This is a genomic window from Gammaproteobacteria bacterium (assembly GCA_016705365.1).
Lineage (GTDB): Bacteria > Pseudomonadota > Gammaproteobacteria > Pseudomonadales > UBA5518 > UBA5518.
Window position 1 is genome coordinate 370,064 of the sequence record JADIYI010000008.1, and the last position, 12,398, is coordinate 382,461.

Below are 12,398 nucleotides of genomic sequence, written 5' to 3' on the forward strand. Positions count from 1 at the left end.
GATGTCCTCGCGCACCATTCTGCGTAACCAGTGCCGAACGCTGCGGGAACAGCTGTCCGGGGCCGAACGCCGCCAGGCCTCGTTGCAGATCTGCCGACGGATCCGGACCTCGGCGTATTACTGGGCTGCCAGTCACCTCGCCGTATTCTGGCCGATGGATTCCACGGAAGTGGACCTGCGCGAATTGCTGGGCTCGGCGTTGCGCCACGGCAAGCGCTGTTATCTGCCGGTGATGCGCAGCGCCCGCAAGATGGTGTTCGTGCGCTATCGCGCCACCACCGAACTGTATCTGAATGATTACGGCATACCCGAGCCGCGCTATCTCGGCCGCGATATGCTGGCGCCTGCGCTGCTCGATCTGGTCTGCGTACCACTGCTCGGATTCGACCGCAGCGGCACCCGTCTTGGTGCCGGCGGAGGCTATTACGACCGCGCGTTCTCGTTCAAGCTCGACGAGTCCGCCGCAAAACCCCGCCTGCTCGGCGTGGCATTCGCCAACCAGGAGCTTGGTGGCATTGCGCGTGCGCCCTGGGACGTACCGCTTGGCGCGATCGCGACCGAGCGGGAACTCATCGAGTGCGCTGCCTCGCGCGACTCAGCCCAGGAATAGCCGGTAGGCGGGATTCTCGCTTTCGTCCCAATAGTTGTAGACCCGGTGAACACGGGCCATTTCCGCGAAGAACTCGGCCAGTGCCCGGCGCTCCTTTTTCGGCACCTGGAATCCGACCAGCACGCGGGCGAAATCGGCACCGTGGTTGCGGTAGTGAAACAGCGAGATATTCCAGCCGTGCTCGAGCTTGTTCAGGAAATTGAGCAATGCGCCGGGACGCTCCGGAAACTCGAAGCGATAGACGATCTCCTCCGCGCCCTTCGCCGGCGCGCGCCCGCCCACCATATACCGCACATGCAACTTGGCCATCTCGTTGTCGCTCAGGTCCATGACCGGGTAACCCCTGGCACCCAGTTCCTCCACCAGGGTCTCGCGATCGCCGCGCTCGGGCGAAACCTGCACCCCGACAAAGATCCGCGCCTGGCCCGCATCGGCGTAGCGGTAATTGAATTCGGTGATCGAACGCTGGCGCCCCACCACGTTGCAGAACGCGCGAAAACTGCCCGGCTGCTCGGGGATCGTGACGCTCAGCACCGCTTCGCGTTTCTCGCCGATCTCGGTACGCTCGGAGATATGGCGCAGGCGGTCGAAATTGGTGTTCGCACCGCTGTCGATCGCGACCAGTGTCTGTCCGCGCACGCCTTCGCGCTCGATGTATTTCTTCAGGCCCGCGAGTGCCAGCGCGCCGGCCGGTTCCGCGATCGAGCGCGTGTCATCGAAGATGTCCTTGATCGCCGCGCACATCTCGTCCGTGCTGACGGTTATCACCTCATCGACGGTCTGGCGGATCACGCGAAAGGTTTCCTTGCCGATCTGTCCGACCGCCACGCCATCGGCAAAAATGCCCACGTGCGTGAGCTTGACGCGCCGCCCGGCCTTCAATGCCGCCGCCAGGCAGGCCGCATCGTCGGGCTCGACACCGATCACCCTGACCGCAGGCCGCACGTACTTGATATAGGCCGCGATACCGGCCAGCAGGCCACCGCCGCCGACTGGAACGAACACCGCATCGAGCGGCCCCGACAACTGACGCAGAATCTCCATGCCGATCGTGCCCTGCCCCGCGATCACGTCCGGATCATCATAGGCATGCACATAGCTCATGCCCTTTTCGGTGGCCAGCGTCAGGGCATGCGCGCAGGCTTCGTCATAGGTGTCACCATGCAGCACCACGCGCGCTCCGCGGCTGCGCACCGCGCTCACCTTGATCTCCGGCGTGGTGCGCGGCATCACGATCAGCGCCTTGATCTGCAGACGCTCGGCTGCCAGCGCCACGCCCTGGGCATGGTTGCCGGCCGAGGCCGTGATTACACCGCGCGCGCGCTCCTCGGCGCCGAGCGCGACGATCCTGTTGTAGGCGCCGCGCAGCTTGAACGAGAACACCGGCTGCAAATCCTCGCGCTTGAGCAGGATGCGGTTGCCAAAACGCGCCGACAACTGGCGCGCCTCGTCGATCGGACTCTCGATGGCCACATCATAGACACGCGCGGCAAGGATGCGCTTGATATAGGACTTCGGCATGGTGCGGGAACCGGCATGGAAAACGGCAACTCATGGTAAACAGCCAGCAATCCGGACGCCACTGCCAATATCGGCGAAATTGCCCGCGGCCCGCACGATAACGTAAGCTCGCGCCTCCCCGCGCCACGCCCATCGAGATCGCCATGAAAACCCAGGACGAGCTGAAACGAGCCGCCGCGCAAGCGGCCTTCGAGCATGTGCGCGAGCGGCTCGACGAGCGTACCGTGATCGGCGTCGGCACCGGCTCGACCGCCAACCTGTTCATCGACCTGCTGGCCGGAATTCGCGCGCGCATCACGGCGACGGTTGCCAGCTCCGAGGGCTCGGCCAGGCGGCTTGCCGCGCATGGCATCCCGGTTCTCGACCTGAACGCGGTCGACGGGGTCGACATCTACGTCGACGGAGCCGACGAGGCCAACGCGCAACTGCAGCTCGTCAAGGGGGGCGGCGCCGCATTGACCCGCGAGAAGATCGTTGCGGCAGTGGCGCGCGAATTCATCTGCATCGCCGACCACAGCAAGCTGGTGGCCCGGCTCGGTGCATACCCGCTGCCGGTGGAGGTGATCCCGATGGCGCGCAGCCACGTGGGGCGCGCGATCGTGCATCTCGGCGGTAGCCCGGTTTACCGTCAGGGCGTGCTGACCGACAACGGCAACATCATCATCGATGTACACGATTTGCCGGCCTACGATCCGCTGCTGATGGAAGTCGAGCTGAACAACATCGTCGGGGTGGTATGCAACGGGCTTTTCGCGCGCCGCCCGGCGGACCTGTTGTTGCTGGCTGGTCCCGACGGCGTGCGCGAGATGCGCGCGTCCTGAGCGGGCGCCCGGCTCAGCCAACGATCTGCGAACGCACCCGCAACAGGCCGGTGAGATCCGCACTGATCCGATCCCCCGGGACCAACGGCCCCACGCCTTTTGGCGTCCCGGTCAACACGACGTCACCCGGCCACAGACTGAACTGCGCACTGGCATAGCAGATCAGATCGATGATCGGCGTCAGCATCTGGGCGCTGTTGCCAAACTGTCGCCGGCGTCCGTTCACCGCGAGCTTCAGCTCCAGGTTGGCCAGATCGCAAGCGGGATCGAGTGGCAGAAATACGCTGATCGGGCAGGATGCGTCAAAGCCCTTGGCCATCTCCCAGGGATGGCTCTGCGCTTTCAGCCCATCCTGCACATCGCGCAGCGTCAGATCGATCGCGAGCCCGATACCGGCGATCGCCGCGCGCACCTGCCCGGGTGTGGCGGCGCACAATTCGCGCCCGATCAGCACCGCGATCTCGAGCTCGTGGTGCACGCTGCCGCGCGCGGCAGGTACCCGGATGAAGGGTGCGAAATCGACCGCCGCGGACGGCGGCTTGATGAACAGCAGCGGCGTTTCCGGAACCGGGTTTCCGAGCTCTTGCGCATGGGCCGCATAGTTGCGCCCGACACACACCAGCTTGCCTACCGGCAGCTCGATACGCTTGCCGGAGACATAAGCGTGACAGTAACCATCGGTGCCGACCAGCGGGCGCTGCAAGCCCGGGTCACCGGCAATCAACGCGCGCAGTCGCCGGTGGTGCTTGCCGCTGCTGAACTGGCGAAAGCGGACCGCGAAGCGCGCGCGCGCGGCCGCCGCCTGCCGCTGCAGCTCCTGCGTCAGCGCCTCGATCAACTGGCATAATGCCGCATCGCCGGTCGCACCCGGGTACTGCAGCACGGCCTGCAACAGCTGCGCATGCGTGGCGAAATCCTGATAGTCGCCAAGCACGTTCTGCAGCTTGCGCATACGCCGGATCGCGGCAACGATCTCGGGCTCGTCGCCATCCGGTGCATGCATTTCCAGCAGGTAGCGCAGGCGTTTGCAGCGCTTGCGCAGGTCGTGAAGCTGCAGCGGCTCGGAGCTGTCATCGATCGCACGCCCGTGTTTGAGCATCGAACCCAGAGCATGGCGCAACGCGCCGCGATTGACCGCCCGCGCCGGCCACCCCGGGGTATGGGGTGTCAGTCCGGCGAAGGATTGCAGACGCTCCACCAGTCGATGTGCGCGCAGGCTGCGGCACGAGGACAGCAGCGCACGCCGTTCCCGGTAACGCATCCGGTTGAGCGCACGGCGCAACGTCGTCACGGCGGGATCGGTGTCCGGCAGGTGGGCATAATCCGCGAGCCGCTGCAGGAATACATCGATATCGCGCAGACCTCCGCTGCGCCCTGCCAGCCAGCGGCATTCATCCGCAAGTTCCGCGACGTCCGCGACCGGCAGGAACTGCCCGAGCGCCTTCAGCGCGGTGCGTATGCGGCGCAGCTCGACCCGGAAGCGGTGCAGCACCTCGATATCGGCGTCGACTTCCAGCTGCGGCAACAGGCCGGCCAGGCGCTGCGCGGCGCCAGCGAGATAACTCACGGTGGCGCGTCGATCCCGCTCCAGAACCGGATGCAACATGGTCAAGACCAGCCGAAAGGGACGACGATGGTAGCAGAGCCCAATCGCGGCGTCAGTGGCTGCGAATGGCAGCCCGAACCGCGCTGTGGCGCTGCGGCTAGCGCTTGGGGTAATCGAAATCCCATTCCAGCGGCCTGGTCCCGGCCACCGCGCACCAGGGCGTGCTCCCGTAACCGAGGTGCAATACACCGCAGGTCGGTACATTGTCGATTCGCGCCGCCGGGCACAGCAGGTTGGCGAGTTCGGTGATGGTGGGGTTGTGCCCGACGGCGAGCACGCATTCGAGCGCCTCCGGCAGGGCGCCGATCAGCGCCAGCCAGTCGCCGGTCCCCGCCTCGTACAACCCGTCGACGATTTCAATATCGGCAACGGGATAATCGAACTGCGCGGCCAGCAGTTGCGCCGTGCGCAGCGCGCGCCGTGCCGGGCTGGCAATCATTTGTTGCGGCACCAGCGAACGGCTCTTCAGGCGCGCGCCCATTTCCGGAGCGTCGTGCTCGCCGCGCTTGTTCAGCGGGCGATCGAAATCGCGCAGTGAAGCGTCACTCCAGGCCGATTTCGCATGCCGCACTATCAACAGATGTTTCATTCCGCTCACTCCTGCCGTTCCCGATCAATACCAGCTCGCCCGGCGCTCAGTAACGAATCCGGTGCTTTACTTGTGCGAAAGATGCCGCTATCACTGTAGCCCCCGATCAGCGCTTCGCACGAGATCACCATTTTGCCATCTGCCCTGCGCTCGCTGCACCTGTCGCTGCTGTGCCTTCTGCTCGCAATGCCTGGTTATGCGAGCGAGATGGCCGTCGATGCGGAAAAGCGGGAAATTGCCATCGCCCTGGCCACCGAACCGCCGTCGCTCAACTCGGTGAAAGCCACCGACGCCGAGAGCTCGCGCATTCTCGATCATATCAGCGAGGGGCTGCTGGGTTACGACGCCGACAATCGCCTGAGCGGCGGCGTCGCGCAACGCTGGGAGCTGAGCCCGCAGGGCGCGACTTTCCATTTGCGCCGCGATGCACTGTGGGACGATGGTGTCGCGGTGACCGCCAATGACTTCGTGTTTGCCTGGCGCGAGGTGGTGCGGCCCGGCAATGCCGCGCAGTACGCGCCACTGATGTTCCCGATCCGCAATGCCCGGCGCATCAATGCCGGTGAACTGGAGCCCGCGATGCTCGGCGTGCGGGCGCTCGACGATCACACGCTGCGGGTCGAATTCGAGGAACCGTGCGCCTACTTCCTCGGCCTCACGGCGTATATCACCTACCGGCCGATTCGCGAGGATGTGTACCGGCGTTTCGGCGAGCGCTATGCGGCGGAGGCGGGCAACCTGCGCTCGAACGGTCCGTTTCGCCTGAGCGAGTGGGTACACGGGGCGCGCTTGCGTCTCGAGCGCAACCCGCAATACTGGAACGTGGCAGCGGTCGCGCTGAACGCCATCAACGTGCCCTATATCACCGAGGAGCCGAGTTCCACCTTCAACCTGTTCAAGGACGACAAGATCGCACTCGCACCGCTCGATGACTCCACGATGCGCGAAGCGCTGGCGCGACGCATGAACGTGAAGCGCTTCATCGACGGCGCGCAGCTCTACATCGAGTTCAACCACCGTCCCGGGCGCCCGACGCGCAACCGGCATCTGCGCAAGGCCCTGCAACTCGCCTTCGATCCGGACACCTTCGTGGCACGCATCGTGCGCGTGCCCGGCAACGAGCCGATGCGCAGCCTGTTGCCGGGCTGGATCCAGGGAGAAAAGGAACTGTTCCGCCACGAGCACCCGCCGCGCGCACTGCACACCGATGTCGCACTGGCGCGCCAGCAGCTGGAACTGGCCAGGCAGGAACTCGGCGAGATCCCCGCGCTGGTGCTGCTGCTCGGCGACACGCCGACGGCCGGCAAGCAGGCCGAGTATCTGCAGGACCTGTACCTGCGCACGCTCGGCATCGAACTGAAACTCGACAAGCAGGTGTTCAAACAGCGGCTGGAGAAAATGACTGCCGGCGATTTCGACATGGTCGCCTCGGCATGGGGCCCCGACTATGATGATCCGCTGACCTACGCGGACCTCTTTGCATCATGGAACATGAACAACCGCGGACGCTATAGCAACGCGGAGTACGACCGCCAGGTCGCCATTGCGCAGCAGAGCGTCGCGGCACCCGTGCGCAACGCGGCATTTGCCCGCATCCAGGATATCGTGATCGAGGACGCGGTGATCATCGCGCTCTACGAGCGCGGCTATCTCTACGTGCAGCATCCGCGACTTGGCGGCGTGAAACGGCGGGTGTTCGGCGGCGACCCCAACTTCACCTACGCGTATATCGAAGAATGAACAGGTTCCCATGCTGCGCTATATCCTGAACCGCATCCTCTCGGGCCTGCTGACGATCTGGTTCATCGCCACCGCGACCTTCGTCGGCATGCATTCGGTGCCCGGCGATCCGTTGCTCAACGCAAAGGCCCTGACTCCCGAGATCCGCCGCAATCTCGAGCAACTGTACGGTCTCGACAAACCGCTCACGCAACAATACCTGATCTACATCGGCAACATGGCGCGTGGTGATTTCGGCATATCGTTCACCCAGCAGAACCGCCACGTCAACGACATCATCCGCGATCATTTTCCGGTGTCCGCGCTGCTCGGCGTACTGGCAATGCTGTTCGCGACACTGGGCGGTATCGTCTGGGGCGCGCTGACCGCGAACTACCGTGACCGGCTGCCTGATATCGTGATCATGTTCCTGGTCGTGCTGTGCATATCGGTGCCGAGCTTCGTGTTCGCGGCGCTCGGTCAGCTCGCAATCCTGCGGCTCAACGAAGCGCTTGGCGTGTCGCTGCTGCCGGTGGCCGGCTGGGGAAGTTTCAGCCACATGATCGTGCCGGCCACCGTGCTCGGCCTCGGCACGATGGCTTTCCTGACCCGGCTGATGCGTTCCTCCATGCTCGAGGTTCGCGGCTCCGATTACGTGCGTACCGCGCGTGCCAAGGGGCTCTCGCCGCTGCGCATCTTCTTCAGCCATCAACTGCGCAACGCCATCCTGCCGGTAATCACGGTGCTCGGGCCGGCGATCGCGGCGATCACCACCGGAGGCTTCGTGGTGGAACTGGTATTCGCGATTCCGGGGCTCGGGCGCTACTTCGTGCAGGCGGTGCAACAGCTCGATTACACCGTGATCATGGGGACCACGGTCTTCTATGGCTCGTTCCTGGTGTTCATGGTGATCGTGGTCGACATCCTGTACGGTTTCGTCGATCCCCGCATCCGGGTGGAGAAAGCCAACTGATGAGTGTCAGCAGCGGTTATCAGCCGGTGGCGGCGGATTTCCTGCCGCTGGCGCAAGCGGCCACAGGCGCGCAGATCAGCCGCCCCTCGCTGTCGTACTGGCAGGATGCCTGGCGCCGGCTGAAACAGAATCCCCGCGCGATGCTTTCGCTGCTGGTGGTGGCGTTCATGATCGCCGGCACCCTGGTCGGACCGTTGCTGTGGCGGGTGAACCCCGCACACCAGGTACTGGACCAGATCTCCCAGGGGCCGAACCTGGGAATGTCGGCGCTGTTGGTGGACGATTACGTCCCGTGGGCGGGCCGCACGGTAACCGTTTCACCCACGCGCGCCGCCACGGCGGCCGATCTGGCGGCACCGTCCGCGATCACCGTCCATGGCCAGCCGACCACCGAGGCGGTGCGCTTCCACTGGACGCCGGTCGCGGGCGCCACGGGCTACGCGATCTATCGCCATGAATTGCCTCCCGGCGGCAGCTTCGATCTCGGCTTGCCGCTGGGCGAGGTGGAGGGGGCGGGCACGGTCAGCTTCGAGGACCGGCTCGGACTCGAATCGCGCCGTTATTTCTACTCGGTAGTACCGTTGCTCGGGCACGAGGAGGGGCCCACCTATATCACGCTGGAGCAGCAGCTTCGCCAGGCGATCGCGATCTCCGAGGCGCGCTATCGCGGCCTGGTCACGGAGCAGGGGGCAGCGATCGGCGAGGATATCCGCCTGGTCGCCCATCCGCTGGGCACCGATTACCTCGGCCGCGATATCCTCGCGCGCATCATCCAGGGGGCCCGTACCTCGTTGTTCATCGGCGTCACCGCGCCGTTTCTCTACGTGTTGTTCGGCTTGTGTTATGGCGGCGTTTCCGGTTACTTCGGCGGGCGTATCGACAACGCCATGATGCGTTTCGCGGACTTCGTGATCGCGCTGCCCTTCCTGTTGTTCATGATCCTGTTCAAGGTCGCCTTCGGCATCGGGCCCGGCGAGAGCGGGGTGATGCCGATGCTGATTGCACTGATCCTGCTCGGCTGGCCGGCATCCGCGCGGCTGGTGCGCGGGCAGGTGCTGCAGATCCGCGAGGAAGCCTACATCCAGGCGGCGCGCATGATGGGCGCGGGCACGCGGTATCTGATCTTCCGCCATATGGTGCCGAACGTGATGGGCGTGCTGCTGGTGGCGCTCACCTTCGCGGTGCCGAGCGCCCCCTCGTGGGGATCGATGTGCAACGACGGTATCCGCACCATGCTCGCGCACCCGCACGAGTTGATCGTTCCGGCGGTGTTCATCAGCATCACGGTACTGGCGTTCAACCTGCTCGGCGACGGTCTGCGCGATGCGCTGGATGCGCGCCTGAGGTCACGCTGATGAGCGATCCAGCGGTTTCAACGCCAGTGCTCGAGGTGCGTGACCTGGAGGTGGAATTCGCCACCTACGGGGGCGTGGTCAAGGCCGTGCGCGGGGTGAGTTACGCGGTGGAGCGCGGGCGCACGCTGGCGGTGGTCGGTGAGTCGGGCTGCGGCAAATCAGTCACCGTGCAGGCGATCATGGGGCTGATCGACATGCCGCCCGGACGCATCACGGGTGGCTCCGCGCGCCTGCTGGGGCAGGAGCTGATCGGCCTCGGCGCGCGCGCGATCAACCGCGTGCGCGGTGCGGCAATCGGCATGATCTTCCAGGATCCGATGACCTCGCTCAACCCGACCATGAAGATCGGCAGCCAGATCGCCGAGACGCTGATCGCGCACCGCGGCATGGCCCGACGCGAGGCGCTGGCGCAGGCGGTGCAACTGCTCGATCGCACCCGCATCCCGGAGGCGGGCAAGCGCGCGAACCAATACCCCTTCGAGCTGTCCGGAGGCATGCTGCAGCGGGTGATGATCGCGATCAGCCTGGCCTGCAAACCAGCGCTGCTGATCGCCGATGAGCCCTCGACCGCGCTCGATGTCACGATCCAGAACCAGGTGCTGGAACTGATGCGCGAGATCCAGCGCGAGGAAGGCATGGCCATCGTGCTGATCACCCACGATCTCGGGGTGGTGGCGCGCATGGCCGATGATGTGGCGGTGATGTACGCCGGACGCATCGTCGAATCGGGCCCCGTCGAGGATATCTTCTATCGCTCCGCGCACCCCTACACCACGGGATTGAAGCGCGCGATGCCGGGCGCTGCGCGCACGCACCGGAAACTGGTCGCCATAGCGGGCAGCCCGCCCGACCTGTTCGCGGTTCCGCCGGGCTGCGCCTATGCGCCGCGCTGCCCGCACGCGATGAATATCTGCGCGGTGCACGATCCGGCACCAAGCGCGCTCGGGGCGCAACATCGGGCCAGTTGCTGGTTGCACCACCCACAGGCCCCGGCAGTCGCCACGACCCCGCCCACGATGAGTGACACCCGATGAGCGTGCTGCTCGATATCCGCGATCTGAAGACCCACTTCCGTCTCGGACCGCGCCAGACCGTGCACGCGGTCGACGGGATCACGCTCGCCATCGAGCGCAACCAGATCGTGGGGCTGGTCGGCGAGAGCGGCTCCGGCAAATCAACGCTCGGCAAGACCGTTGCGGGGCTGCTGCCCAGGACCTCGGGGGAAATCCGCTACGACGGCAAACCGCTGCCGCAACGCTATTCGGTGGCCGATTTCAGGCGTTACTCGCGCGAGATCCAGATGATCTTCCAGGATCCCTACGCCTCGTTGAATCCGCGCATGACGGTAGAGGAGATCATCGGCGAGGGGCTGCGTCTGCAGCCCGGCGCGACGCCCCGCGACCATCGTGCCCAGGTGGCGCAATGGCTGGAGCGGGTCGGCTTGTCGGCGGATCACATGATGCGTTATCCGCACGAATTCTCGGGCGGGCAGCGTCAGCGTCTCGGCATCGCACGCGCCCTGATCGTGAAACCGAAATTCGTGGTCTGCGATGAGCCCATCTCGGCGCTCGATGTGTCGGTGCAGGCCCAGATCGTCAACCTGCTGGGCGAATTGCAGGCAACACTCGGCCTGACCCTGCTGTTCATTGCCCACGATCTGTCGATGGTGCGTTATATCTCGGATCGCATGGTGGTGATGTATCTCGGAGCCCTGGTCGAGGAGGGCCCCGCGGACCAGGTCTATTTCGAGCCGCGCCACCCCTATACGCGGCTGCTGGTCGCCTCCAATCCGGAACCTGACCCGCGGATCGAGAAGGCCCGCGTGCATGAACCGATCGTGGGCGATATTCCATCACCGATCAACGTGCCGGCGGGCTGTCGCTTTGCAGGCCGCTGTCCGGACGTGATGGCGCGCTGTCGGATCGAGACTCCCGGGTACCGCTCGCGCGAGGCCGGACGCATGATCGCTTGCCACCTGTACGACTGAAACCCGGGGTGTAGCCGGCGGGAATGCATTGACAGACACCGATTACCACGGTCAGTTTCGCTAAATTTTTCAAATCGGCCATACTGGCAACATGAAGTCATTGTCTGCCTTTTTTACCCTCCTGTTCGTGATGGGGCGCGGGGGCTTTCCGGGCAGCGTGAGTTGAATGCGTCTGATAGCGCTCACGGCGCTGCTGCTGGCGTTCTGTGCCGCCTGCACGCCGACACTGCACGGTTCGGCGGCCGGGCGCCCGGCCAGCGACACGCTCGACGAAAGCAGCGCGCGCCTGCGCGCAATGCAGTTGAGCGAGGTCAGCTATGAGCTCGATATGCAACTCGACGCCGGCTCGCCCGAATACCGTGGTGAGGTCATCATTCGTTTCGGGTTCAACTCGCGCGGAGCACCGCTCACCATCGACTTCGGCGGCGGCACCGTGGAAGCCATGTCCGTCAACGGCGGATCTTTCAAGGCCGCCGATTACAACGGTTTTTCATAACGGTTCCCGCGGCGGCGCTGCGTGCGGGAAGCAACGACGTCCGCATCCGTTACCGCCACCCCTGGAGCACGGAATCCTCGGGACTGTTCCGCTTCACCGACCCCGAGGATGGGCGCAGCTATGTCTACACCGATTTCGAAGCCTACGCGGCGAATCGTGCCTTTCCCCTGCTTCGACCAACCCGATATCAAGGCCAGCTATACACTCGGCGTGGAGGTCCCGGCCTCCTGGCAGGTGATCAGCGCTACCCGGGAAACCCGGGTCAGCGATTCCGGTGACACGCGCCGCTGGACCTTTGCCCGGAGCGCCCGCTTCAGCACCTACCTGTTCAGCCTGCATACCGGCGAATACCAGGTCTGGGAGGACCGTGAAGCGCGTATCCCGTCACGCCTGTTCGCACGCCATTCGATCGCGGCTCATGTGCCGGTCGATGACTGGTTCCGCTGGACACGCGCCGGCTTCGGATTCTTCGAAGACTACTTCGGCATTGCCTATCCCTTCCTCAAGTATGACCAGGTCCTGGTACCGGAATACGCCTCCGGCGCGATGGAAAACGTCGCCGCGGTGGTCTTCGACGAAAACCTGGTCGGGCGCGGCCAACTCACCGCTACCGCGCGCGAAACCATCGCCAACACCATCCTGCACGAGATGGCGCATATGTGGTTTGGCAACTGGTGACCATGCAGTGGTGGAACGGCTTGTGGCTGAACGAGTTTTGCCA

12 protein-coding genes are annotated in these 12,398 nt (G+C 64.9%); 9 read left to right on the forward strand and 3 right to left on the reverse strand.

Translation table 11 applies throughout. From position 1 onward, the window contains the following. Nucleotide 1 precedes the first annotated feature (1 nt). The gene (locus tag IPF49_09205) at nt 2-610 is read left to right on the forward strand and encodes a 5-formyltetrahydrofolate cyclo-ligase (GenBank protein MBK6287787.1); all 609 of its coding nucleotides are present in this window, start codon (nt 2-4) and stop codon (nt 608-610) included. Here IPF49_09205 and ilvA read toward each other — a convergent pair. Then, the gene (gene ilvA, locus IPF49_09210; GenBank protein MBK6287788.1) at nt 596-2,131 is read right to left on the reverse strand and encodes a threonine ammonia-lyase, biosynthetic; all 1,536 of its coding nucleotides are present in this window, start codon (nt 2,129-2,131) and stop codon (nt 596-598) included. The two genes, IPF49_09205 and ilvA, sit on opposite strands and share 15 nt — an antisense overlap. Nucleotides 2,132-2,274: 143 nt before the next feature. Between ilvA and rpiA the strand changes: the two genes are divergently transcribed. Continuing rightward, nucleotides 2,275-2,952, forward strand: a complete 678-nt coding sequence (gene rpiA / locus IPF49_09215; protein MBK6287789.1) for a ribose-5-phosphate isomerase RpiA — start codon at nt 2,275-2,277, stop codon at nt 2,950-2,952. Between the two features lie 13 nt (nt 2,953-2,965). Here the strand turns inward: rpiA and IPF49_09220 are convergent, their stop codons facing one another. Together IPF49_09220 and IPF49_09225 are read right to left on the reverse strand one after the other, a co-directional pair. Then, nucleotides 2,966-4,558 (reverse strand): fumarylacetoacetate hydrolase family protein, encoded by a 1,593-nt coding sequence (locus tag IPF49_09220; GenBank protein ID MBK6287790.1) that lies wholly within the window; start codon nt 4,556-4,558, stop codon nt 2,966-2,968. Nucleotides 4,559-4,655: 97 nt separating this feature from the next. Further along, nucleotides 4,656-5,147: a histidine phosphatase family protein gene (locus IPF49_09225; protein MBK6287791.1), complete on the reverse strand. Its 492-nt coding sequence runs from the start codon at nt 5,145-5,147 to the stop codon at nt 4,656-4,658. A 132-nt stretch (nt 5,148-5,279) separates the two neighbouring features. Here IPF49_09225 and IPF49_09230 point away from each other — a divergent pair, with 132 nt between their 5' ends. The 7 genes from IPF49_09230 to IPF49_09260 all read left to right on the forward strand — a co-directional run bounded on the left by IPF49_09230 (nt 5,280) and on the right by IPF49_09260 (nt 12,355). Then, a complete protein-coding gene (locus IPF49_09230; GenBank protein ID MBK6287792.1) occupies nt 5,280-6,887 on the forward strand; it encodes a peptide ABC transporter substrate-binding protein in 1,608 nt (535 codons plus the stop codon). 10 nt (nt 6,888-6,897) lie between these two features. Beyond that, nucleotides 6,898-7,839 carry an ABC transporter permease gene (locus IPF49_09235; GenBank protein ID MBK6287793.1) on the forward strand — a complete coding sequence of 314 codons (942 nt, stop codon included), beginning with the start codon at nt 6,898-6,900 and terminating at the stop codon, nt 7,837-7,839. Beyond that, on the forward strand, nt 7,839-9,194 hold the full coding sequence (locus tag IPF49_09240; GenBank protein ID MBK6287794.1) for an ABC transporter permease: 1,356 nt from the start codon (nt 7,839-7,841) through the stop codon (nt 9,192-9,194). The genes IPF49_09235 and IPF49_09240 overlap by 1 nt, the downstream gene beginning before the upstream one ends. Beyond that, nucleotides 9,194-10,228, forward strand: coding sequence for an ABC transporter ATP-binding protein (locus tag IPF49_09245; protein ID MBK6287795.1), 1,035 nt, complete (start codon nt 9,194-9,196; stop codon nt 10,226-10,228). The genes IPF49_09240 and IPF49_09245 overlap by 1 nt, the downstream gene beginning before the upstream one ends. Then, the gene (locus tag IPF49_09250) at nt 10,225-11,181 is read left to right on the forward strand and encodes an ATP-binding cassette domain-containing protein (GenBank protein ID MBK6287796.1); all 957 of its coding nucleotides are present in this window, start codon (nt 10,225-10,227) and stop codon (nt 11,179-11,181) included. The genes IPF49_09245 and IPF49_09250 overlap by 4 nt, the downstream gene beginning before the upstream one ends. Nucleotides 11,182-11,347: 166 nt before the next feature. Next, nucleotides 11,348-11,677, forward strand: a complete 330-nt coding sequence (locus IPF49_09255; GenBank protein MBK6287797.1) for a hypothetical protein — start codon at nt 11,348-11,350, stop codon at nt 11,675-11,677. A gap of 120 nt (nt 11,678-11,797) precedes the next feature. Next, nucleotides 11,798-12,355: a hypothetical protein gene (locus IPF49_09260; GenBank protein ID MBK6287798.1), complete on the forward strand. Its 558-nt coding sequence runs from the start codon at nt 11,798-11,800 to the stop codon at nt 12,353-12,355. Nucleotides 12,356-12,398 lie beyond the last annotated feature (43 nt).

Bases quoted from the DNA above. Each gene is read 5' to 3' on its own strand.
- IPF49_09255 (MBK6287797.1), top strand. From the start codon at position 11,348: ATGCGTCTGATAGCGCTCACGGCGCTGCTGCTGGCGTTCTGTGCCGCC.
- IPF49_09245 (MBK6287795.1), top strand. From the start codon at position 9,194: ATGAGCGATCCAGCGGTTTCAACGCCAGTGCTCGAGGTGCGTGACCTG.
- IPF49_09225 (MBK6287791.1), bottom strand. From the start codon at position 5,147: ATGAAACATCTGTTGATAGTGCGGCATGCGAAATCGGCCTGGAGTGAC.
- IPF49_09220 (MBK6287790.1), bottom strand. From the start codon at position 4,558: ATGTTGCATCCGGTTCTGGAGCGGGATCGACGCGCCACCGTGAGTTAT.
- ilvA (MBK6287788.1), bottom strand. From the start codon at position 2,131: ATGCCGAAGTCCTATATCAAGCGCATCCTTGCCGCGCGTGTCTATGAT.
- IPF49_09250 (MBK6287796.1), top strand. From the start codon at position 10,225: ATGAGCGTGCTGCTCGATATCCGCGATCTGAAGACCCACTTCCGTCTC.
- IPF49_09240 (MBK6287794.1), top strand. From the start codon at position 7,839: ATGAGTGTCAGCAGCGGTTATCAGCCGGTGGCGGCGGATTTCCTGCCG.
- rpiA (MBK6287789.1), top strand. From the start codon at position 2,275: ATGAAAACCCAGGACGAGCTGAAACGAGCCGCCGCGCAAGCGGCCTTC.
- IPF49_09205 (MBK6287787.1), top strand. From the start codon at position 2: ATGTCCTCGCGCACCATTCTGCGTAACCAGTGCCGAACGCTGCGGGAA.
- IPF49_09260 (MBK6287798.1), top strand. From the start codon at position 11,798: ATGTCTACACCGATTTCGAAGCCTACGCGGCGAATCGTGCCTTTCCCC.
- IPF49_09235 (MBK6287793.1), top strand. From the start codon at position 6,898: ATGCTGCGCTATATCCTGAACCGCATCCTCTCGGGCCTGCTGACGATC.